Annotated in this window: 19 protein-coding genes; 10 read left to right on the plus strand and 9 right to left on the minus strand. The window is 56.8% G+C overall.

The features are described from left to right. Positions 1-48 precede the first annotated feature (48 nt). Positions 49-429: a nuclear transport factor 2 family protein gene (locus NVB75_RS02840; RefSeq protein ID WP_258345865.1), complete on the minus strand. Its 381-nt coding sequence runs from the start codon at positions 427-429 to the stop codon at positions 49-51. Between the two features lie 123 nt (positions 430-552). Next, positions 553-1,473, minus strand: a complete 921-nt coding sequence (locus NVB75_RS02845; RefSeq protein ID WP_258345866.1) for a LysR family transcriptional regulator — start codon at positions 1,471-1,473, stop codon at positions 553-555. Positions 1,474-1,808: 335 nt separating this feature from the next. On the opposite strand from NVB75_RS02845, the gene NVB75_RS02850 reads away from it, so the two are divergent. The 8 genes from NVB75_RS02850 to NVB75_RS02885 all read left to right on the plus strand — a co-directional run bounded on the left by NVB75_RS02850 (position 1,809) and on the right by NVB75_RS02885 (position 11,733). Further along, a complete protein-coding gene (locus NVB75_RS02850; protein WP_258345867.1) occupies positions 1,809-2,675 on the plus strand; it encodes a sugar phosphate isomerase/epimerase in 867 nt (288 codons plus the stop codon). Between the two features lie 49 nt (positions 2,676-2,724). Then, on the plus strand, positions 2,725-3,720 hold the full coding sequence (gene iolG, locus NVB75_RS02855) for an inositol 2-dehydrogenase (protein ID WP_258345868.1): 996 nt from the start codon (positions 2,725-2,727) through the stop codon (positions 3,718-3,720). 42 nt (positions 3,721-3,762) lie between these two features. Next, entirely contained in the window at positions 3,763-4,851 is a 1,089-nt protein-coding gene (locus NVB75_RS02860) for a Gfo/Idh/MocA family protein (RefSeq protein WP_258345869.1), read from the plus strand. 99 nt (positions 4,852-4,950) lie between these two features. After that, complete coding sequence (gene chvE / locus NVB75_RS02865) at positions 4,951-6,018, plus strand: multiple monosaccharide ABC transporter substrate-binding protein (protein WP_258345870.1); 1,068 nt, start codon at positions 4,951-4,953, stop codon at positions 6,016-6,018. 61 nt (positions 6,019-6,079) lie between these two features. Continuing rightward, complete coding sequence (mmsA, locus tag NVB75_RS02870; RefSeq protein WP_258345871.1) at positions 6,080-7,615, plus strand: multiple monosaccharide ABC transporter ATP-binding protein; 1,536 nt, start codon at positions 6,080-6,082, stop codon at positions 7,613-7,615. 8 nt (positions 7,616-7,623) lie between these two features. Beyond that, a complete protein-coding gene (gene mmsB / locus NVB75_RS02875; RefSeq protein ID WP_258348502.1) occupies positions 7,624-8,802 on the plus strand; it encodes a multiple monosaccharide ABC transporter permease in 1,179 nt (392 codons plus the stop codon). A gap of 239 nt (positions 8,803-9,041) precedes the next feature. Continuing rightward, positions 9,042-10,292, plus strand: coding sequence for a sugar MFS transporter (locus tag NVB75_RS02880; RefSeq protein WP_258345872.1), 1,251 nt, complete (start codon positions 9,042-9,044; stop codon positions 10,290-10,292). 214 nt (positions 10,293-10,506) lie between these two features. Then, a complete protein-coding gene (locus NVB75_RS02885) occupies positions 10,507-11,733 on the plus strand; it encodes a carbohydrate porin (protein ID WP_258345873.1) in 1,227 nt (408 codons plus the stop codon). A 467-nt stretch (positions 11,734-12,200) separates the two neighbouring features. Here the strand turns inward: NVB75_RS02885 and mobH are convergent, their stop codons facing one another. Then, entirely contained in the window at positions 12,201-14,060 is a 1,860-nt protein-coding gene (mobH, locus tag NVB75_RS02890) for a MobH family relaxase (RefSeq protein WP_258345874.1), read from the minus strand. A gap of 308 nt (positions 14,061-14,368) precedes the next feature. On the opposite strand from mobH, the gene NVB75_RS02895 reads away from it, so the two are divergent. Further along, positions 14,369-14,674, plus strand: coding sequence for a hypothetical protein (locus NVB75_RS02895; RefSeq protein ID WP_258345875.1), 306 nt, complete (start codon positions 14,369-14,371; stop codon positions 14,672-14,674). Positions 14,675-14,978: 304 nt separating this feature from the next. On the opposite strand, the gene NVB75_RS02900 is transcribed toward NVB75_RS02895, so the two are convergent. The 6 genes from NVB75_RS02900 to hemA all read right to left on the minus strand — a co-directional run bounded on the left by NVB75_RS02900 (position 14,979) and on the right by hemA (position 22,571). After that, the gene (locus NVB75_RS02900; RefSeq protein ID WP_258348503.1) at positions 14,979-15,869 is read right to left on the minus strand and encodes a LysR family transcriptional regulator; all 891 of its coding nucleotides are present in this window, start codon (positions 15,867-15,869) and stop codon (positions 14,979-14,981) included. Positions 15,870-16,635: 766 nt separating this feature from the next. Next, positions 16,636-17,826, minus strand: coding sequence for an MFS transporter (locus NVB75_RS02905; RefSeq protein ID WP_258345876.1), 1,191 nt, complete (start codon positions 17,824-17,826; stop codon positions 16,636-16,638). A gap of 49 nt (positions 17,827-17,875) precedes the next feature. Continuing rightward, positions 17,876-19,729 (minus strand): asparagine synthase (glutamine-hydrolyzing), encoded by a 1,854-nt coding sequence (gene asnB / locus NVB75_RS02910; RefSeq protein ID WP_258345877.1) that lies wholly within the window; start codon positions 19,727-19,729, stop codon positions 17,876-17,878. Positions 19,730-19,757: 28 nt separating this feature from the next. After that, entirely contained in the window at positions 19,758-20,831 is a 1,074-nt protein-coding gene (locus NVB75_RS02915; RefSeq protein WP_258345878.1) for a Gfo/Idh/MocA family oxidoreductase, read from the minus strand. Then, complete coding sequence (locus NVB75_RS02920) at positions 20,828-21,328, minus strand: GNAT family N-acetyltransferase (protein ID WP_258345879.1); 501 nt, start codon at positions 21,326-21,328, stop codon at positions 20,828-20,830. Before NVB75_RS02920 ends, NVB75_RS02915 begins: the two co-directional genes overlap by 4 nt. Before the next feature lies 1 nt (position 21,329). Continuing rightward, positions 21,330-22,571, minus strand: coding sequence for a 5-aminolevulinate synthase (gene hemA, locus NVB75_RS02925; RefSeq protein ID WP_258345880.1), 1,242 nt, complete (start codon positions 22,569-22,571; stop codon positions 21,330-21,332). A gap of 150 nt (positions 22,572-22,721) precedes the next feature. Here hemA and NVB75_RS02930 point away from each other — a divergent pair, with 150 nt between their 5' ends. Next, entirely contained in the window at positions 22,722-23,588 is an 867-nt protein-coding gene (locus tag NVB75_RS02930) for a helix-turn-helix transcriptional regulator (RefSeq protein ID WP_258345881.1), read from the plus strand. Positions 23,589-23,593: the final 5 nt, after the last annotated feature.

Here is a 23,593-nt window from a genome sequence, read left to right on the forward strand (position 1 = left end):
AGGGCAGGCCTCCCTCACGGGTGAGGGAGATAACGGAGGAAATTGGCGTTATTTGATCGGGGTGGGCTGATAGGCGATGAATGTCCAGTCGCGATCTGCGCGCACCCAGACGGCCAGAGCGCGGTTGTGCAGCGGCTTCTGTACGCCGTTGGAAATGAGCTCGCCAGACATCGAACCGTGAATCAGGGCTACTTCACCGATGATCTGAATGCTATCGATGGGGTGTTCGAGGTGCAGATAGCAGTAATAGCCATCCCTGCACTTACCTAGATAGCTCTGCAGTGAGTCGACGACACCGTTTGAGTGCGTGTATCGCAGGTTTGGATGCGCCAATGCTGCGAAGGTGTCGAAATCCCCGTCGAGCATTGCCTGATAACGGCGGTCTTCGAGGTCGCGTAGGTGTTGCCGAGTAGCTTGCGTGTCGTGCATAAACAGTCTCATCAGCAAGGCGAGGGGAGGACTTGCACCTCCCAACCGATGAAATCAGCCTATATTTACCATCGCTGGTAAAAAATGCCTGTTCTGAAAATCTTTATTTCATATGCGTAATAATCAGCTTTGGCGAGTCCACAGGTGCTCGTAGTCGTTCTCTCTGAAGCGCTGCACCAGGGCTTCAATAAAGAGGCGTACCTTGGCTGGCATATGACGACGTGTCTGGAATGCAATGTTCATGGTCAGCCTCGGCAGATCCCAGTCATCGAGCACAGCGATTAACTCTCCACGTTGTAGGTGTTCATAGAGGATGTATTTTGGCTGCACCAGGATGCCCATGTCGTGAAGGGCGGCCCGTAGGACTACTTGTCCATCGTTGGCCGAGATGAACGAGCGGACATTTACCGTCACCGTTTCACCACGGCGCTGGAAGGGCAATTCAGTGGGATTTATCGCGTAGTCATAGATCAGCATCTTATGGCGCAGGAGATCCATTGGGTTATTCGGCATCCCGTAAGCCTCCAGGTACGCCGGCGAGGCGGCCAGGATCCTGCGGGTTTGCGCCAGGCGGCGAATGGTGAGGTTGTTGTCAGCCTCGAACTGCCGTGTTCGGATCGCTACATCGACGTTGTTTTCCATCACGTCCAGGTAGCGGTTGGCCGCCACCACATCAACGCTAATTTCCGGATAGCGACGAGTGAATTCGGGAAGCAACGGTTCGATATGCATCAGGCAAAAGGACAGCGAGGCGGTGACCCGCAGAACGCCACTTGGCTTAACGACTGCATCCCTGGCGACACTTTCCGCCTCCCGCAGGTCTGCCAGAACCGACCGACTGCGCCGAAGAAATTCGGCGCCTACTTCGGTTAGCGAAAGCTGACGGGTCGTACGCTGCACCAGTCGCACTCCCAATCGGGTTTCAAGCGCAATCAGGTGCCGGCTCGCCGCTGATACGGAAAGCCCCATGCGATCGGCGGCTTTGCTGATGCTGCCGGCCTCCGCGACCTGAACGAACAATTCGATCTCTTTGAACGGATCCATCGGGTATTTTCCCGGATTGTGGGAAGGAGTATCCCGATCATACGTCTTTTTTAGTCAGTTGAGAGAAACTAGACTGGGCTCATATCACATAAAAACAAGAAGTGACGTTCACCATGAAATCCATCTCATGCCCCACGTTCTCAAAACCATCACCTTTCGCCGATTTGCGTGCGCTTGGTGATCGTCATGCACACTTCTCAACCCCTTCCCAGTTCAAACGCACCGGCCGCCGCCCCGTCTCTACACGTGTCGGGTGCGAGTTAACGCTTGCCCGTCTTTCCATGTCCCACGCGGCCACCGGTCGCCTGTTTCTTACTGCTTGAGAGTTCATTGTCATGCATATCAACCAGATCGAGCTTATTGCGTCTTACTGGACTATCGCCGGCGATACCTATCCAGGTGCCCCGAGTGAAATTAGTCCTTTCTCCCTGCAGGCCCGCGCAGAAGCCGCTTCCAAAGCTGGCTGGCGTGGCATGGGGCTTGTTCATGCCGACATCATCGATGCGATTGCCCGCCACGGCCTGTCTACCGTTCGCTCCATCTTTAATGACAACGGCATGAAGCACCTTGAAGTCGAGTTTTTGGTCGATTGGCACCTGGAAGGCGAGCGTCGGCAAGCCTCAGACCGGATGTGCAAGGAGTTGCTAGAAATCGCCGCTGAAGTAGGAGCGCGTAAGCTCAAAGGTGCGGCAGGGCTCTTCGAGGAGGGTGAGCCGGATGTTGCCCGCATGCGCGATAGTTTTGCGATTCTCTGCGATAAGGCCAAGCAGTACGACGTCGAAGTCGCCATTGAATTCTTGCCATTTGCGAGTGTGAACTCGATCGACAAGGGGATTGCCATCACCAAAGACGTTCGCGCCAATGGCGGGCTAATGATCGACACCTGGCACGTTGCACGTGGCGGGATGAGCTTTGATGAAATCAGCAAGATCCCGCTGGAATTGATCAAGGGTGTTGAGTTGGATGATGCCGACCACATACTCATTGGCGATGTATTCAACGACTCAACTCACCATCGTAAGTGCTGTGGTGAGGGTGAACTAGATGTTCCAGCCTTTGTTCAGGCTGTACTCGATACTGGCTATCGAGGCCCATGGGGCGTTGAGGTCATTTCCGCAGAGTTGCGCAAGCTGCCGTTGGACGTCGCAGTCAAGCGTGCTTTCGACAGCACCATGGCGCAATTCCAGAACGCGCGCTTCTAAGGCCCGTTAAATATTCGATCAGACATTTAATAAAAACGAGGAGATCAACATGGTCGGTATTGCAGTCCTTGGTGCTGGACGCATCGGTAAGATTCACGCAGCGAACGTCGCGGCTAACCCCTCAGCGCGCCTAATTGCTGTCGCGGATCCCTACGCCTCTGCGGCGCAGTCGTTGGCGGGTTCCCTTGGCGCAGACGCGATGACAGATTGCGAAGCGGCGATCGATCGCAATGATGTGGATGCGATAATTATCGGCACCCCGACTGACACACACATTCAGCTAATGATGCGCGCCGTTCGCCAAGGCAAGGCAGTGCTGTGCGAAAAGCCGATTGACCTGGATATTCTTAAAAGTCAGGCCGCGGTCGATGAAATTGAAGGTTTGAAAGGGCGCGTAATGCTTGCTTTCAATCGCCGTTTCGATACGACGTTTGCGGCGATGAAACTGGCCATCGACGCGGGGGCAATCGGCGACGTTCGTCAGGTCATCATCACCAGCCGTGATCCGGGCCTGGCACCCGAAGAATATATTCGTCACAGCGGCGGGATATTTCGCGACATGACCATCCATGATCTCGATCTCGGGCGCTGGTTGTTAGGTGAGGAACCGGTGGAACTAATCGCGATGGGAAGTCGCCTGGTCGATGCGGCGATGTTGTCTAAATACGACGACTACGACACCGCAATGGTGCAGATGAAAACTGCCTCCGGTACGCAGTGTCATGTCAATAACTGCCGACATGCAGTCTACGGTTATGACCAGCGCGTTGAGGTGTTCGGCTCCAAGGGCATGCTTGCACAAGACAATCAACGCGCCAGCTCTCTGCGGATTTCGAATCATGAATTCACAGACGCACATGGGCCTCTGCTGAACTTCTTCCTTGAGCGTTATCAGCAGGCCTATAAGTCCGAGCTTGATGCATTCATTGATGCATTGGTGAAAGAAAAAGCAATGCCTGTCACTCCCCGTGATGGGTTGCGGGCTTTGCAGCTTGCTGAAGGCGCGGTTGAGTCCGTCCGCAGCGGCCGCGCAGTACCGGTTTGAAGAGGTGGCGCCCAGCGCCACACCGAAGCAAAGGAGACCAAAATGTCGCAGAAAATCACTGAAGCCAAACCACTGGGTGTTGCCTGTCTTGGTATTACTCACCCCCATACCTCGGGCCGGGTCAAGGCATTCCAGCGTATGGCCAATGTTCGCTTTCTCGGAGCGTATGATGACAGTCCGTTGCTTGAGCCATTTGTCGATGCGCTCGGTCTGCATGCCCGCACAAAAGAGGAAATTCTGGCCGACCCGGATGTTCATATTGTGCTTGTGCATCCCAAGAGCTATCTAATGGCGGATTGGGCACTAGAGGCGCTCGAAGCAGGCAAGGCTGTACTCTGCGAAAAGCCGGCGGGTCGAGGTTCGAAGGATACTCAGAGAATCGTTGATGCGGTGGAGCGTACCGGCAACCTATTCCAGGTTGGTTACTGCTGGCGCTTCGCGCCGTCGGTAGAAAAGATGCAGCAGGTGCTTCAAAGTGGCGAGCTTGGCAAGGTGCTGCAAGTGCGCGCCCACGCCGGTTGCTCACATGATGAGGCCGACACCAACCATATGAAGCAACCGGGTGATCTGGGCGGCGCTTTCTATGTTATTGGCTGCCACACGATAGACCGCATCCTTCTCCACTTTGGTATGCCACGCTCTGTGAACGCCCGAATCACCAAGTTTGCGGGCCAAATGAGCGAAAGCGCTCGCGAAGATGCTGCCGCCGCTGTCCTCAACTATGACGACAAGATGGTGACAATCGATTTCACGTCGTGGGATCCGATGCCTTGGACGGAAGCTTGGGACATCACAGCCTACGGTACTCATGGCGTTATGCACTCAACTCCGATGCCAGCGTCATACAAGCTTTATCACGACGGCAAAAATGGTCATCCGCAAGGTTGGACACACTGGAACGAGACCAGCTTTCCAGAGATTTGGGCTGTCCGTAAAACAGTCTATTCCCCAGAGATTGCTGAGATCGGTAATCCGGTCTACTTCGACCGTGAGGCAACGGCATTCGTCCAGGCGCTGCTTAACGGAACACCCTCTCAAGTTCCGGCCAGCCAGGCTCATAACATCAACCTCATCCTCGAAGCCTTGTTCGAGTCAGCATCACTGTCCGGTCAGGAAGTGAAACTGGGCTGATCGCCCATCAAGCAATACTTGTGGTGATCTACCCCTGCAACGGGGGCAGATCACTGATGGATTGGAAAGAACAAAAACAACAACCTAACAGGTGACAACATGCGCACGTGGAAAAAGATGGCGGCGACCTTGCTGGTCGCGGTGGCGGTAGTTGGCTGCTCGAAAAAAGATGAAAACAGCAAGGGCATCATTGGTATTGCGCTGCCTTCAAAGACCGAAGCGCGGTGGGTGTCTGATGGCAACAGCATGGCTGAGACTTTGCAAAAGCTCGGCTATCAGACCGATGTTCAATACGCTCAGTATGAGGTGCCCACCCAGCTTTCCCAGCTTGAAAACCTGCTGGTTAAGGGCGTCAAAGGTTTGATCATCGCACCGGTTGACGGCACAACGATGGCTGACGTGCTCAAACAAGCCAAGGAAAAAGGTATCACGGTCATTTCCTACGACCGCTTGATCCGCAACTCCACCAACTTCGACTATTACGCCACCTTCGATAATTACAAAGTCGGGGTGCTTCAGGCTCAATCGATCGTCGATGCACTAGGGCTAAAAGATGGCAAGGGGCCGTTCAATATCGAACTGTTTGCCGGCTCCACTGACGACAACAATGCCCACGTGGTTTATGACGGCGTCATGTCTGTTCTCAAACCGTACATCGATAGCGGCAAATTAGTTGTTCGCAGTGGTCAGGTTCGTTTGGAACAGGCTGCGACACCCAACTGGGATGGCTCACAAGCACAGGCAAGGATGGATAACCTGCTAAGCGCGTTCTACGGAAAAGCACACTTGGACGCGGTGTTGGCGATGAATGATCAGATTGCCATGGGTGTTGTTTCGTCATTACGAGGCGTTGGGTATGGCAACGGTGGGCCCTCTATGCCCGTCGTGACCGGCCAGGACGGCGAGATACCTAGCGTGAAGGCCATCATTCGAGGTGACCAGTACTCGACAGTATTCAAAGACACACGTGCTTTGGCAAAGGCCGCATCTGAAATGATGGATGGTGCTCTTCAAAAGCGGCAGGTCGAAGTTAATGATACCAAATCTTATGACAACGGTGCCAAGGTGGTGCCGACACAGTTGCTCACCCCCGTACTGGTGGATGCTAAGAACTGGAAACAGATCTTAATCGACACCGGCTATTACAGCGAAGACCGCCTGCGCTGAAAGCCGCCGCTTTAAGCCGCTGCGAGATTTATCGCAGCGGCGACCGGAACGGAGAGGGACCATGTCAACCAAACTTCTCGATATGCGCGGTATCAAGAAAAGCTTTGGTGCCGTCAAGGCACTGAGCAATGTCAATTTGCAGGTTCGTAGCGGTGATATTCACGCCATCTGCGGTGAAAACGGTGCCGGAAAGTCCACGCTGATGAAGATCCTCAGTGGCGTGTATCCGCATGGTAGTTATGAGGGCGTCATTCATTTTGATGGTGCAGAGCGCAAATTCAGCGGCCTGCGTGATAGTGAAGCTTCAGGTATCTGCATCATCCATCAGGAACTGGCCTTGGTTCCAACGCTATCGGTTACTGAGAATCTCTTTCTGGGTCATGAAGTCGCCCGTTATGGTGTGATTGATTGGACGATGGCACACCAGCGCGCCCAAGCCCTGCTGGACAAAGTGGGACTTTCCGTTTTGCCGCAAATGCTGGTCAGTGAACTGGGCATTGGTCAACAGCAACTTGTCGAGATTGCCAAGGCGCTCGCCAAAGACGTGCGACTACTGATACTCGACGAACCTACAGCAAGCCTCCATGAGAGGGACAGCGACCGCTTGCTCGAACTGATGCTCGAGCTTAAAAGTCGCGGAATTACCTCGATCATCATTTCCCACAAACTTAATGAGATTGCCCGAGTTGCGGATCAGGTAACGGTGATCCGCGACGGAAGTACCGTTGATGTTATCGACTGTCGCGATCAAGCCTTGTCGGAGAACCGCGTAGTTCAGGCCATGGTTGGCCGTGAACTGGCAGACCGTTACCCAAGCCGAACGCCTGACGTGGGTGAAGTACTTCTGGACGTGCGCAATTGGTCGGTTGAACACCCAGAGCGCCCTGGCCATGACCTCATACGCAATATCAGTTTCCATGTGCGTCGCGGCGAGGTGGTAGGCATCGCAGGTCTCATGGGATCCGGACGTACCGAGTTGGCGATGAGTTTATTCGGGCGAGCATTTGGGCGAAACATTCGCGGCAGTGTCAGCCTGGCTGGCAGTGAAGTGGACGTCAGCTCGGTGCGCAAAGCCATCGACGTTGGTTTGGCCTATGCGACCGAGGATCGCAAGGGCGCGGGATTGGTATTGGGAGATGGCATCGGCCGCAACATTAGTCTGGCGAGCCTCAAGTCCCTTGCTCGACGTTGGGTTATCAATGACACAGAAGAGGTTGAGGTAGGGGAGGGTTACCGACACTCTTTACGCATTCGCAGTCCCGATTTACGCCAACCAGTGGAGCACCTTTCAGGCGGCAACCAACAGAAAGTGGTTCTCGCGAAATGGCTGTTCTCCAACCCCGAGGTGCTCATCCTTGATGAGCCTACTCGCGGTATTGATGTAGGGGCTAAGTACGAGATCTATGGTGTGGTGAACGAAGTTGCGTCTCAGGGGAAATGCGTTGTGATGATTTCCTCGGAAATGCCTGAACTGTTGGGCACCTGCGACCGGATTTACGTGATGAACGAAGGGCGGTTTGTGGGTGAGTTCCCCGTCGCTGAGGCCTCTCAAGAACGCATCATGCACGCAATAATGAAGAATGAGGTGATCCAGTGAGCGATGTCATGGCCCCAGCGGCCTCCAAAAACAGCATGTTGCCCGCAATCAAGCGAGGTGCGCGCGAGTACGGTCTGCTCAGCTCTCTGCTGGTGATCGTAGTGTTCTTTCAGATTGCTACAGGAGGCGCGTTGCTGCAGCCTCTGAACCTCACCAACCTGGTGCTCCAGAACAGCTACATTGTCGTGATGGCACTGGGCATGCTGATGGTTATCGTGTGTGGTCATATCGATCTATCGGTGGGTTCAATCGTAGGCGTAATTGGTTCCATCGCTGCTGTTCTAATGGTCCAGTATCGACTCGACTTCGTCACTGTATCCTTAGTGTGTTTGTTGGCCGGGGGGCTGATCGGTGCTGCTCAAGGGTATTGGGTGGCCTTCTGGGGAATGCCATCCTTCATTGTCACGCTCGCAGGCATGCTGATTTTCCGAGGCGCAACCATTGCCATTTCGGATGGCCAATCAATCGGCCCATTCCCGGCCGAATTTGTATCGCTCAGCGCTGGCTTTTTGCCTGATCCCTTCCAGGGTCAGACACTTCGAGTGACCTCCATTCTCCTTGGCTCAATAGTCGTAGCTTGTTTTCTAATAGTGGAGTGGAGAGCTCGGCGCAGAATCATCAAAGCGGGTACAGCACCCACGCCACTCGCTCTCTTCGTCCTCAAAAATGGGCTTATAGGCGCATTGATCATCGCCTTCTGCTACATGCTGGCCACCTATCGCGGATTACCCTCTGTACTGATCATCATGAGCGTGTTGATTGGCCTCTACACCTTCCTCATGAACCGTACTGTCATTGGAAGGTGGGTTTATGCAGCGGGGGGCAACCTCAAGGCTGCCAAGCTATCGGGTATCAACACCGCACGTGTCACCTTTTTTACCTTTGTGAACATGGGGGTTCTCGCAGCGGTAGCGGGGCTGATCTTCGCAGCACGACTCAACAGCGCGACGCCCAGGGCTGGCAGCGGATTCGAACTCGATGTCATTGCAGCAGTATTCATTGGCGGAGCATCGGCATCTGGTGGTGTTGGCAAGGTAGTCGGTGTAGTGATAGGTGCGTTCATCATGGGCGTGCTCAACAATGGCATGTCCATTCTAGGTATTGGTGTCGACTACCAGCAGATGATCAAGGGGGCGGTGCTGCTGGCAGCTGTTTTTGTGGATGTTTACCAGAAGAACAAGTCCTAGGAAGCCTCTTCCGTTGAGCACGGAGGCCATGTTCAGCATAACGAGTGGTGCGTGATAGCCAGTTTTTCACTAGATGGAAAAGAGATTTCTATATTCGGTCTTTTTTGCCTTAAAACGCATGGTTAAGATGCTTGCATGATTCTAGAGTCGAATCATGCAGCGCTCCCTGGACGGTCAATACGACCGTCGTAGGTGATCGCACACTGAACGGAAAACAAAACATATAAAAGGTACCGCTCATGTCAACTCGAACAGAAGCGCTGGAGCGCTCTCCAGTGATCCGCAAATCGCGTGTGGTTACTGCAAATCAATTCGCCTTCATCCTCGTGACCAGCCTATTTTTCATGTGGGGGCTCTCCCACGGATTATTAGATGTTCTCAACAAACACTTCCAAGACACGCTGCACATATCTCAGGCCCAATCCGGCCTGGTACAAACAGCCTATTTCGGCGCGTACTTCTTCGTCGCACTGCCCGTCGGACTGTTCATGGAGCGGTTTGGTTACCGCGCCGGAATCCTTGTGGGCCTGGCATTGTTCGCCACCGGGGCTTTGCTGTTTCTTCCAGCCTCATGGGCGGGCACCTTTGCGCCTTTCCTGATAGCGCTATTTGTCTTGGCCTGTGGATTGGCTTGCCTGGAAACCGCCGCAAACCTTTACGCGGCAGCCCTTGGGGATCCGGCGAAATCCGAGCAGCGACTTACCTTGGCTCAATCATTTAATGGTCTCGGCGCTTTTATGGGCCCTTTGATTGGTGGATCGGTATTTTTCCTGCCTGACTTCAATATTGCGGGTGTGGATATTCAGCCAGTGTCCGTAACCTACATTGCCTTGGCAGCAGTGGTCGTGCTGATGTTCCTGGTTTTTGCCCGAGCCCATTTGCCGGAAATTCGTGAGCAAATACCCGTAGAACAGTCGGTAAATACGGTCAGCAGTCTGTGGCGTAAGCGCAACTTTACCGGTGCACTCATTGCCCAGTTCTGCTACGTCGGCAGCTATGTCGGAATCGGCGCTTTTTTCATCAACTTCACGATTGATCACTGGCCGGGCATGACCGCCCAGAATGCTGCCTATCTTCTGTCGTTGGGCATGTTGGCTTATATGGTTGGTCGGTTCGCCGGTACCTGGATCATGCGCTACATTCCAGCGCGCACGCTGTTGATCCTCAATAGTCTGGTCAGCATCGTATTGTGTGCGGTGGCGGTGATGGGGATCACAAAAGTCTCTCCCCTAGCCATCGCGGCGATTTACCTCTTCATGTCGACGTTATACCCAACGATCTTCGCCATGGGCATTCGCGGATTGGGCACGCAAACCAAGAAAGCGGGTTCTTTCTTGGTGATGGCACTGGTTGGCGGTGCATTCCTGCCTCTTGCAATGGGGGCGTTGGCTGACCACTTCGGCAGTGCATGGGCCTTCTCCGTACCGCTGATCTGCTTCGTCGTCATCGCCTGGTACGGCCTTAGCCAGCCACCGGTTGCCCGTGCTTAGGAGCAACTGAAACCCATAAGCTATCGCCCCCCCTCTAACCAGAGGGGCTGAGGTCGCTACCTCAAGAGCGAACAGCGGTACGTGTCCCAGGTTAGCCGGTTACCCAAACCCGGTATCACTCAGTAAAGCGGACTGTTTTCACATGGGGGCTACTGCCCTCATGGGAAGTCGGCTGGCTGCAAGAAAGCTCAATAACAATAAAAGTGGAGTCACCATGCAGGTGTTCAATCATCGTGGGAAAGTGTTGCCGATATTCGCGATTGCAGTACTTCCGTTTTCGGCCAGCGCATTGGATTTTACGGGATATGTGCGTAGCGGTATTGGTGGAGCAGTGGAGGGCGGTAAACAATCGTGCTTCCAGTTACCCGGGGCTCCGTCCAAGTATCGGTTGGGCAACGAGTGTGAGCAGTACATCGAACTGGATCTGCGTGAGGATCTCCTACGGTTGGACGATGGCTCCGCTATCAGTGTGGAGGGTATGGCGCAGCTTTATAATCAATATGGCCATACGCCGAGGTTCTCTGATGATTACGGTTTTGCCCGCATGAGCCAGCTTTATGCGGAGTGGAGCAAGATGCCCGCCCTGAACGGAGGTTCGTTTTGGGCAGGGCGGCGTTACTACAAACGAAATGATATCCATATATCTGATTACTATTACTGGAATCAGAGCGGAACTGGATTTGGCGTTGATAGCGTGCCCATCGGCGATTTGCAGTACAGCTATGTCTTCTCCCGAAAAGACAATCAAGACCAGAAAGACTATGTAACCCGACAGGACTTCAACGTTGCAGGCTTTCAGCCAAACACCAATGGTTCGCTTGAATTCGGCCTTAGCGTTACCGATAAGCCTGGTGGTGAAGACATGCATGGTGGCTGGGCAATCAGTGCGCAACACAAACAGAAAGGGTTTCTCGGGGGGCTCAACACGTTTGCTCTGCAGTATGGTCGCGGCCCCGGAAGCGCGCTTGGATATACAGGCAACACCGCGTTGGATCAGGACAACAAAAGCTGGAGAGCCGTCGAGTACTTCGATTGGCAAGTGACACCTCGCTTCGGCGGACAGATCCAGGCCATTTACCAGAAAGACATTCGCGCAAATGGTAGTGATCAGAACTGGATATCCTTGGGCGTCCGACCAACGTATGCATTGACCGACCAGTTCAAGCTTGTCACGGAAATCGGGCATGATCAGATTGATGCTGTCGGGGGCACACGCAAGCTCACGAAATTCACGATTGCACCAACGTGGTCACCTGCAGGCCCTGGGTTTTGGCAGCGACCAGAGTTCCGCCTCTACTACACCTATGCTAGTTGGAACGAAGCCGCCCAGCGTGCGGCCAGTTTGATGGCTGCGGGGTCAGCTCTTTCTGACAGCGGAGCGTTTGGAGATGCGCTGCACGGATCCAACGTTGGTGTTCAGGTTGAGTATTGGTGGAAGTAAAGTTGGCCTGCCAGCCTTAACGCTCAGAGGTTGAAGCTCTGTCCGGTGACCGCATCGTTGCGTCAAACATTACGCAGGCCCAATTCGCCGACTTGACGAGTTTCCTGCAGGACGTAACGATGATGACGACAGCGCTTTCGCCATGGGCATTCGCGGATTGGGGGCGCAAACCAAGAAAGCGGGTTCTTTCTTGGTGATGGCACTAGTTGGCGGTCCATTCCTGCCTCTTGCAATGGGGGGTTGGATGACCAATTCGGCAGTGCGTGGGCCTTCTCCGTAACGCTGATCTGCTTCGTCGTCATCGCCTGGTACGGCCTTAGCCAGCCACCGTTTGCACGTGGCTAGGAGCAGATGAAACCCGCAAGCCTCTCGCCCCTCTCTAACGAGAGGGGTTGATGAGGTCGCTATCTCAAGAGCGAAGAGAGGTACGTATTCGAGGTCAGCCGGTTACCCAAGCCCGGCATAACTCAGTAATGTGGACTGTTTTCACAATCCGAGCTTGTGTCGTATTGACCTTGGAATATTCTCAAATATGGGTTGTTGGGCGGCACCTCGCTAAACAGATCATGGGGATCTCGCAACAGATAGCCGTGCAACCGCCTTGATTTGCGTGGCCCGCTGACCAGGCAGGTCCAGATGTTGATCCCACTGTCCTGTTTGCGGTGCAGCATCAGCTTCTCGAAATGCTTCTGTACCCACTGCCATTCCTGCATTTTTTCCCGCTTGGCCAGAGCCGTGATCTGCGGGTGTTCCTGAGCGTACCGCTGGAACACACCGGGACTGACTAGGTAAACAGTATCGGCGACCGTATGCACCAGTGCCCTGGCGTCGTTGATGATCAGCTTGCGTGATTCGATTCCCTGTTTCAGCCATGCCATGAAGTGTTGACCACAGGGCAGTGTCCGCGCCGCAGGGTCTTCCACTGGGTGGGGTGTTTGTCTCGGCGTGGTGGCATGGACCGTCTCGCTTGATGGCCGGTTAGTAGGCGTAACCTCGACAGAAGGTTCGTTCTGAGTAGGTGAGTCGCCGAGCAGCGACAGCAGGTCTTCCATCGCATCGACTTGAACTGGCGCGGCGGCATTCCCCGCCGAGACCGGACTCACAAAAGAAGGGGGGGCCAGGGACTCGGGCGAAGCGGCGGGGGAGCCGCCGTTGTCCTCGACTGGCTCGCTGCCCGATGCGTCTTCGACCACGGTGCCGCGGAAGGGGGGTGGTCGTTCTGCGGCTTCCCAGATCAGTGCGGGGGCTAGTCGCAGCAGCGTGAAACTGTGCGACCAGCCGGTCTCGCTGGTGACCGTGGCTTTCCAGATGGCCTTGCCTTCCGGCGTCGCCTGGAGAATACCGTGATCTTGCAATACATTGAATACGTCAGTGTTGTTCGAAGGAATGCCATCGATGCCCTGCGCCAGCAAGTGCGCACGCAGCTTGTCGGAGATAGTTTTGCTGACGAGCCACAACGCGTCGTCCGTCAGCCAGCCATCGGATGCTTGAGGCTGATTGAGCTTCAACTCCTCTTTAAGCAGATAGCGCAGGCCGTCCAGCAGTTTGCGCTGCAAAGCGTGTTTCGGTGCCGCCATGGCCTTGGCCGGATCACCTCCCAGTTCCTGGGCCACGGAGGCACGGTCGGCCTTGACCACGAGTTCTCCAAGAACCCCGGCATGCTCGTACTGTCCGGCCAAGAGATACAACAGCGCAGCCCACAGCGATGGGAACCCGCTGAGCCAATCAAGGATGAAGCGATCAAGCACTTGGTGGTACAGCAGGCCTGTAGCTGCACCGTGCAGACGGTACTCGCGATCGCCGCGGTAGCGAAATCGGTAGGGCTGCTTCAGCGGACCATGCCAGGGATGCCAGACACTCCCGTCTACATGTTCGACATGCAGGTCAACCGCGATCTTGCCGATGTCGTGAAGCAGCGCCGCGTACGCGGTGGCGGCTGTCCAGGCTTCGGCTTGAGCTGCCTGGTCTTCGGGGGTTGTGCCAGCGGGAAGCAGATAGGACTGCCGCAGTTTGAGCGCGTAGGCAACGATCTCAAGCCCGTGGTCGAGCATGCCGCCGTGGTAGGCATGGTGATGGCTCTCGGAGGCGGGGAATTGCTGCACAAGCGCGGCGTAGCGCTCCAAGGGCATGCGGTACAGCGTGTCGAACTGCTGGCGAGACAGCGACGTGCGCTGCCAGATGTGTTCCAACAACTTCTGTCGGCGCGGGGCGGCGAGCAGGGACGCTGCCGTCTCCGGCCGCGTCAGCCCTTTCGCAAGGCCGGTGGCGGGTGCTTGAGAAGCAGCGGTGGTAATCGGAGCTTGTTTTCGCTGAAACGGGAAGCGCATATAGATGCCCTGATTGTGGGCTGACAGGGACCCTTTTGCCTTTTGGGGTAGGGCCTTTCCCCTTGCACCCCATTCCCTTGCCATTTCTGCCCTTTGGCCTTTAACCTTTTGGTATAGCGGGGCTTCAAATGCGGCTCCAGTGACAATGTGGAATCCGTTTATCTGGATTGATCGGCGGAAGGCTCACCTCGGCAAGCATCGCTAGGATTTCTTTGCTCAGGGAAATCCTCTAAAGCGGCTAAGCGGTCAAAATTGATAAAAGATGTATAGGTCGCCAAGGTGAATTTGGCCTGACATCTAGCTTGGAGATGACCACCTCCCATTCCGCCGAGCTGATCGCTTATCCCCGTCTACAAGTCACCGCAGAAGATGTCCGCCGATTCACTGCCAACGTCTACATCAGCGACCCTTTTACTTTTGCGGCCGAACTGAAAGCGTTCGTCCGCCAGCACGTTGAGACCGTGGAGCGTCCCGTCCGACTGGAGATGGAGGCGATGGGACGGATATTGGAGCGCAAAGCGGCCGCGCTGCACGCTGGGGCAACGACGAAACTGAGTCCAGCGCTGCGCACCGCGTTGCTGAAAAACGTTTCACCTACCGATCTGCGAATTTGACGAGTTGGCGGACAAGTCGCGTCAGCAGATTTGCAGGGACATCGTCGCCCGTCGGTAGCTGGCATAGAACGTGGGGCCACGCGGCCAGAAGCTGCCCGACGGGGAGCTCGACCCGGCGAAACAGCAGTCGACCCAAACCATTCTCCATGAGCTCGTCCAATCGACAACTAGAGGATTTGCGGTGCGCTTTGCGAACCGCTCGAAGGATTGCGCGGGCGTTCACCGTAGATGCCGTGACGCCATAGGCGGTCGACTAGGAGAGCGAGCACTTTTTCTTAAGGCTGGAACACCGGTGAGCGGTCCGTCAATCGCACAAATGGGCGCGGAGGCGAATGATAAATCGCTCCAGTAGAGGCGATAAATTACCTTCGCCGCGCCGGAGTAGGTAGGTGGTGATCACGGCTGAATCCGACGCCAGCGGGCGGATGACGACATCTGGCCGCTGGTAAAAGGCGGACTTGGTCTGCGTGGTGAAACCGAGGCCGAAACCTGCGCCCACCAGGGTCAGCATCATGTCCATAGAAGACACATGCTCAACGACATTGGGTTCGCGCTCCAATGGTCGAAGAATTCTCGCCAGTTCACGGCAGTAGCCCTCGCACACTTGAGGGTCACACAATACAAGCGGGTGGTTCCCGAGCTCATGAAGCGGAACCTCTCTGTGAACGAGCAGTTCATGCCGCGCCGGTACCGCAATCACCAACGAGTCATGCCAAAGCGGCTCAGCAACAATATCAGCATCGATTTCGGCCGTGTATGCGAACCCAGCCGTGAACACGCCGGACCGAAGTCCGCGCAACTGCTCCGCCAAAGGGACCTCCGCTAACCTTATTTCTATCTCCGGCTCCTTTTCACGGCAATGCGCCAGGAAAGCGGAAAGTCGCTGGTCGAACGCCCCGTCGGATATAGCAATGCGCAGGCTACCTTGTAAGCCCGCTGCCACAGCTTTGGCATTCTCTCGGGCCTGTTCCAAGACGGTGAATAGTCTGCGAGTGTCTTGCAAAAACGCCACCCCGGCTGCGGTCATTCGGGTGCCTCTACGATCGCGATCGAAGAGTATCAGTCCCAATTCGTCCTCAAGTTCCTTGATAGTCCGGGACAGAGGTGGCTGTTCGATATGAAGCCGTTCTGCGGCTCGTGTGAAATGTAGTTCCTCGGCCAAGACACCGAAGCAGCGAAGGTGTCGCAATTCAATCAATGACCTGCTCCTTACCAAATATCTAATAATCCAAAAATCACCGTCTCGGCCAAAAGGTTATGAATCTGATTTGTTTTAAGAGGTTGCAATCCTCTGCTCTCAGCAGCGCTCCTTGCTTCAGGAGCTTTAATGACTCGCGGGGCAAGACGTGAATAACAAGCTTGATACCGTCAGGCATGCCGATGACGTTGCAAGCGCAAAGCCGCTGGCCTTGTCCGATCTGTACGGGTCGACGATCACTGGATGGTTCGTCGTAAACGTATGGTCCACGCTCGTGCCTGTAGCCAAATCAGCCGCACTACTCAAGCCGGTAACTTCCATTTCACGGCTGGTTTGTTGACTCTACAAACGGTTATGTAGCTACCCAACACCCGATGACTACAGTCCGTAGATGATCAGGTGCTTGGACATGAACCTGTTTCAGAGGGCAGGCTTTTGTGGGAGAGGCTTCATCCCCGACGGATTTTTTCAGGCCTACTGACAGGGCCGAAGCTCTCCCACAAAGGATTGCTGAGGGTTCACGCTAAACAGCGTCCTGGAAATTGGCATACCCCAAGCCATTCCGGTCTGCCGCAAGGTGTGAAACGTCTCTGGTGCAATGCCGACATGGTTCGTAGCTACACTTTCCATGACCTTGCTTCCAATCGCTGGCATTGGCAATTGTGTTCCAGGACTCAATACGGAAGAGGTCATGCCGACGCGACATGTGGTACCCATGGGTTGAAAATGATCATGGTGCATTACGTCACGGTGCATCCAACCTTCAATGAGAGTTAACCCGGTTGTGCGCCGCCTCCGGGAGCCTACGCAGGTTTAGCCATTGCACCAGAACACCGAGCACGGCCACTGCGCCCGCACCGCTAGCCAACGCACCCGCAGGCCACTGCTGGAGCAGCAACACCCCGCCTAAGGCGGCCCCGATAGCGCTGCCCAAGTACAAGGCCGATTCGTTGAGTGCCACGGCCAGATTACCGTCGCCTTGGCGCTCACGCGCGTTAATCAGCTCGTTGTTTTGCGGTACCTGCAGTGCCCAACCTACCGCGCCCCAGGCCGCAATCGGCAGCATCACCAACCAAGCACCCATCGATGCCGTAACTGGAAGCAGAAACAGCGCCCCAGCCAGGATTATCATGATCCACAGCGTCAATACCGGACCCCTGACGCGATCCACCAACGGGCCGACCAGAAAGCTGCCAATCACGCCACCCACACCCCATACCCACAGATAAGGTGTCACTGATCGAGCTGCACTCTGGCTCTCGGATAGCAACGGCGAGATGAAGGTGTACATACCCAAGCTCGCGATTGCCGCCAGCAGCGATACCAACAGAAGCAGGGCTACGTGACCATCTGTCAATAGAGCCAATTTGGCCCTGAGTGGCGTGGCTGCTGGGGCTGGAAACACGGGTAGTCGCAGCGCCAGCCCGACCAGGGAGATAGCACCCAAGGCTGTTACCAGCCACAGAGCCGAGGCCCAGCCGAGACGTTCGGCCAACAGCAGGCTCATCGGCACACCCAGCACGGCGCCACTGGCCATCCCCCCCATGATCACTGCGATCGCTTTGCCCCGCTGGTCTGACGGCGATAGCGCCGCGGAGGCGGCAATACCCATCGCAAGATAGACGCCGGCGCCGATACCGGCCAGAGCGCGGAAAACCAGCAGTGCATTGAAATCCGTCGCCAAGGCGCTGGCTGCGTTGGCGAGCACGAACAATCCGAGCGCGAACAGTAAGCCCCCTCGTTGCCGATGAGCAGGCAGTAGCGCGACGAACAGTGGCGAGCCCAGACCGTAGGCCAAGGTGAACGCGGTCACCAGTTGCGCCGCAAGGGCGACGGGCACCGCAAAGGCCGTTTCGATCAGGGGGATCAGGCCAGCGGTAACGTACGACGCCATGCCCAAAGCAAACGCGCCGAGAGCGACGAAGTAGACTGGAGATTGTGCAGAACGTGACATTGCGATGCTCCTAAGAGAAAAGAGCGTGGAGGCGCTTCACAGCGATGGATCAAAGAGCAAGTTCGACGCGGTATTCGGCGAGCCAAGCATTCAGACCAATGGCCAGTTCCATCCCCATGCGGTCGTACATGGGCGACCGATTCCCAAGGGGCTTGGAAAGGGTGTTTGCGATACGTTGTCGATCGAGCAGCGGCATGACTGGCGATGCTGGATCGGCCAGGATCGCGGCCAGCGACTCGCGCAGTCCCCGTTCATAGGCCGGGTCCTGCGTCGAGGGGTACGGACTCTTGACCCGCTCGGCGATACTTTCCGGCAACAGGTCACGCGTAGCGGCGCGCAGGATGCTTTTCTCTCTGCCGTCGAAGGATTTCATCTCCCAAGGGATGTTGAAGGCGTACTCAACCAAGCGGTGGTCGCAGAATGGCACGCGCACCTCCAGGCCTACCGCCATGCTCATGCGATCTTTGCGGTCGAGCAGCGTCTGTACAAAGCGAGTCAGATTCACGTAGCTCATTTGTCGCATGCGCCGGTTGGTCGCATCTTCTCCGGACAGCACTGGGGTCTCGGCTAGCGCCTGGCTGTAGCTGTCGCGCAGGAATGTGTCCATCTGCAAGGTGTCCAGCAGGTCTTGCGCAAACAGCGTCTTGCCGTCGAAATACTTGCCAGTCGCAGAGGTCAGCCACGGAAAAGTCTGAGCAGCGATCGCCTCTGGATCATGGAACCAGCGGTACCCGCCGAACACTTCATCGGCCGACTCGCCGGACAAGGCCACGATCGAATGTCGACGGATCTCCTGGAACAGGCGGTACAGCGAGGGCCACATGTCGCCCCAGAATGCAGGTGGCTGGTCCAGCGCCTGAACGATCTTGGCCCGCAGCGCTGGATCGGCCAGCTCGCGACTGTCCAGCACGATTTCACCATGGGTAGAACCGATGCGCCGCACCAGGTCACGCACGAAGGGAGCGTCGGGGGTGCCTCGCACAGCATCGCCGGTGAAGCCTTCGCCGTGGTCGGCAAAGTCCACTGAGAACGAGCGGATGTTGTCCTTGCCTGCGGCTAGCAGCTTCTTGGACGCCAGGGCGGTGATGATCGAGGAATCCAGCCCTCCGGACAGCAGGCTGCACAACGGGACGTCGGCGACGATCTGCCGTTCGACGATGTCTTCCAGTAGCTCGCGGGTGTGGCTTACGGTCTGCTCTAGTGTGTGTTCGTGCTCATGGGCTTGCAGCGCCCAATAGCGATGGCGTGACAGGCCCGCGCGGCTGATCTTGACCAGTTCGCCCGGCAATACCTCGCGCATGCCGGCGAAAATTGCGTGGCCCGGGGTCTTGACCATCTCCAGCACTTCGCGCAGACCATCTGCAGTTACCTTGCGAGGCACTCTCGGGTTGGCGAGCAAGGCCTTGGGTTCGGAGCCGAAGACGACACCGTCGTCGGTTTGAAAGTAGTACAGCGGCTTCACGCCCATCCGGTCGCGCACCAGCAGCAGTTGCTGCGTCAGTCGATCCCAGAGGGCGAAGGCGTACATGCCGTTGAGCCGTTCAACGAAGGCCGGACCCCATTCCAGGTAAGCGCGCAGCACTACCTCGGTGTCGCTGCGGGTCTCGAAGTGGTGGCGGCGATCCAACAATTCGCGGCGCAACTCCTGGAAGTTATAGACCTCTCCCGTATAGCTGATGACCGCGGCGGCACGCTGACCACCATGCTCGGCGACCATCGGTTGGCGGCCGCCCTCTAAATCGATGATCGACAGACGCCGGTGCCCCAGCCCGATCGGGCCGTCGATCCACATGCCCTGCGCATCGGGGCCGCGTGGCGCCAAGGTGTCGGTCATTCGTTGCAAAGTGTCGCGGTGCGCCGTCAGGTCATGGCTGAACGCAAGCCAGCCGGTCATTCCACACATAAATTGCTCCTGAAATAGTTGTTAGGCCTTAGCCCAAGCTCTCAAGGTCTGCGCTTCGGGGGATGAGCAACCGCGCCGCGCCGCGTACATAGCGTGCGATCGGCGGCGTGCCGACCTGCTGGCCGATGTCGTCGAGCAGAGACTGAAGGCAGATCGCTTCATCAAGGCTGACAAAGGGTTGCCGAGGTGACGCACCCAGTGCAGTGACACGCGTAACGTCCTCGCACAGGCGCGACAGCTTGAGCAGTGTTTCGAGTCCGACTTCGCTCGGGGTGGTCCGCAAGGCATCCACCAGCACCTCGCACCCCTCGCTGTCGCGAGTCCAGATGCGCAATTCGTCGTGGTCCCAGGCCGGTGTGTCGTAGACGATGCGTGCATGGAAGATCCGGCCGGCTGGATCGGCGAACGAGAAGTCCACGGTGCGCTGTCGCTGGATATTGACGAAGCTGCTGTAGCCGGCCACCACCGACTCGCCCAGGGTAGCTGTGAGCATGACGGTGTCCGGAACATCGGGGCCGGACAGAGAAAAGTCCGAGCTGATGCCGATCGCCTGCCGTAGGCGCAACGTTTCGCCAGGCGCGCCAATCCACTGCACCAAGTCCAGGGCATGGATGACCTCGCTGCTAACGCCGCATGTGGGTCGATAGTCGTTCAGCCGGTCTTTGCCCCAATGGAAGCTGGCGCGGATTAGCGACCACGACTGCTCGGCCACCCGGTCCCTCAGCCGATGGCTGGCCTCTGAGTAGCGCTCCACCAGATCCAACGCGAAGCCTTGGACACTCGCCAGACCGGCACAAGCGTTGGGCCAGCCGTCGCCAGGCACTGCCAGCGGCTTCTCGCAAAGTACGAAGCCCGTGAAGCCGGCCAGGTCGCGCAGGATGCCAACGTGCGCATGATCGTTGACGCTGACCACCACCACGTCGGGGTGGAATTCGGCCAGCGCGCGAGGGACGTCCGGGTAGTAGGGCAGGGCTTCGCTGATGCGCTGCTGGCGTGCCACGTAAGCTACGTCGAGCGGCAGGTCCAGCTTGGCAGCAAGATGGCGGAAGGCTCGTTGGTAACGCTTGCCGGCATAGCCCAGTCCGACGATCAGCAGCTTCATGGCCTACCTCCCGACAGATTCAGCAGTCCTTCCATGCTGCGCACGAAACCCAGCTTGCGGTACAAAGCTTCGGCGGCTGGGGTGGTCTCCAGCAGCACCTTAGTCACGCCGTGCGCGGCGAACCACTGCAACAGTTCTCGCATCAACCGCTCAGCCATACCCTGGCGTCGGCACGGCGGCGACACCACCACCGACTGGATCCAGCCGCACCAGCCGTTCAGGCAGTCCGGTGCGGGCGGGCGTGAATCGATGAGGCCGGTGGCGCAGGCCACGGCTTCGCCGTCCCGGTCAGCGACGACGATTCTCGCGCGCTCGCCGCTTGCTAACACTGGCTCCAGCCAGTCGCGATAGGCGGCCTTCCAGCGCAAGCGTTCCTCGGACGTGCGGCTCGCATAGCTTGCCTCTGACGCGCCATCGAGCAGATGCGTGCGCAGCGCTACCAGCACCTCGATATCGGATGACGTGGCCGGGCGAATCTTCCAGGATGCGTTCGACATTTCACGACGCCTCCTGCAGGGCGTCAGCGACGCCGTGCGCTAGCAGCGGAATGTTGAAATGCGCGAAGACCTCTTCAAGCGCCTCGGCGAGTTGGTCGATCTGCTCATCGCTGTGGTTCGGAGTGGCGTTGACGCGAAAGCGCTCGGTGCCCACTGCCACCGAGGGGAAGTTGATCGGTTGCAGGTAGATGCCGTGCACGCGCAGCAGCCGCTCCGCCGCGGCCTTGCACTTGCTGGCGTCGCCGACCAGCACCGGCAGCACGTGTGTGGTGGAGCATGCCATCACGGGAATCCGCCGCTCGGCCAGTGCTTGGCGCAAGCGCCGGGTTTGTGCATGCAGCCGGTCACGTTGGGCGGCTTGATCTTTCAGGTGTTCGACGCTGGCCAGGCAAGCTGCCGCTACGGCCGGCGGCAGCGATGTGGTGAACATGAAGCCGGCGGCAAACGAGCGGATGGCATCGACCAGCCATTGAGCGCCGACGATGTAACCACCAATCACGCCGATCGCTTTGGCCATCGTGCCCTGGATCAAGTCCACCTGATCGGCGACTCCCAAGTGCGCCGCCATCCCGGTGCCGCGCGGACCGTACATGCCCACTGCATGCACCTCATCCAGGTACGTCAGCGCGTTGTAGCGGCGGGCCAGCGCCACGATCTCTGCTATGGGGGCCACATCGCCGTCCATCGAATAAATCGACTCGAACACTACGATCTTCGGTCGCTCGTGCGGGTAGCGCGCCAGCAGCTCTTCCAAGTGGGCCACATCGTTGTGACGGAACACTTGGCGCTCGGCACGGGTCGCGCAGATGCCGTTTATTATGGATGCATGGTTCTTTTCATCGCTGAACACCACACATTCGGGAATCTGTCGCAGCAGGCATTGCAACGTTGCATCGTTGGAGCTGAAGCCGGTCGGAAATACCAGCGCTGACTCCTTGTCATGCCAGTCGGCCAGGCTGCACTCCAACTGGCAGTAGAGCCCGTGAGTTCCGCCGATATTGCGCGAACCGCCCGAGCCGGCTCCATAAGCCTCGATCGCCTCATGCATCGCTTTGCACACGCTCGGGTGTTGTGACATGCCGAGGTAGTCATTGCTGCACCAAATGATGACGGGGCGGTTGTCTTCGCCTGCGAGCCGCGCCAGCGGATATTTTCCACGGATCCGATTCAAGGTCACGAAAGTCCGGTACTGTCCGGAAGCCTTCAATTCACTCAGTTTTTCACTCAGCAAACTTTGGTACATGCCCATTCTCCCTATTTTTTCTCCTCACAAGCGCTTTGGCAGCTGTCTACTGCCGGCCAGGAACGGCCGAGATGGCGAGCCGAGTTGATTGTGTGCAGCCTTTTTGGCTATTACAATTTAACTCTTTATGCTGTTACTAAAAGTGATTGGATGAGTACTATTCGCTGTATGGAACGTGTCAGAAAAGAATTGGCCGAGTTCCTGCGCAGTCGCCGCGAGCGTCTAGTGCCCTCGGAAGTCGGGCTCCCGTCCGGGACGCGCCGGCGCACGCCGAAGCTGCGCCGCGAGGAGGTGGCAGCATTGGCCGGCGTTGGACTGACTTGGTATACGTGGCTGGAGCAGGGGCGAGACATCAGTGTGTCAGCGACTTTTTTGGACAACCTTGCTCGGGTCCTGAAGCTGGATGCGGCGGAGCGACGCTATCTCTACCTTCTTACTCAACAGCGTCCACCGGCTGAGCCCGGTAAGACGTGGTGTGTCGTCCCGCAAGTGGTCCATCGGCTCATGGGCGATCTGGCGTTACGCCCCGCCTATGTAATCAACCTGCGATGGGACGTGCTGGCTTGGAACCAGGCTGCCGACAAGGTATTCCGCTTTTCATCACATGCGCCAGAGCGGCGTAATTTGTTGTGGATGCTGTTTGCCGATCCCTTCACCCAAGAGCTATTCGATCCCTGGGAGGATCAAGCACTCCAGATGCTTTCTCACTTCAGGAGAGATTTCGTCAAGGCGACACAGGAACCTGATATCTGCGCCCTGATAAAAGATCTGGAAAAAGTTTCTCCAGACTTCAAGAAAGGGTGGCAGCAGCAAGACATTCATGGTCCGGATCACGGATGGCGGCGTTTAAGGATTGAGGGACTGGGGCATGTTGCATTCGAGTATTCAAAGTTGACTATTGATGAAGATCATCATCTGCGTCTTTTCTATTACGCCGCAATGGAAGAGGGTGATAACAACAAGGGCTTTTCCGGGTGGCTAAGATCGACTGGATTTCAAAACACCACGTCCGCCTGAAGTGA

The organism is Pseudomonas sp. CBS, from assembly GCF_024734645.1.
Taxonomy (GTDB): Bacteria; Pseudomonadota; Gammaproteobacteria; order Pseudomonadales; family Pseudomonadaceae; genus Aquipseudomonas.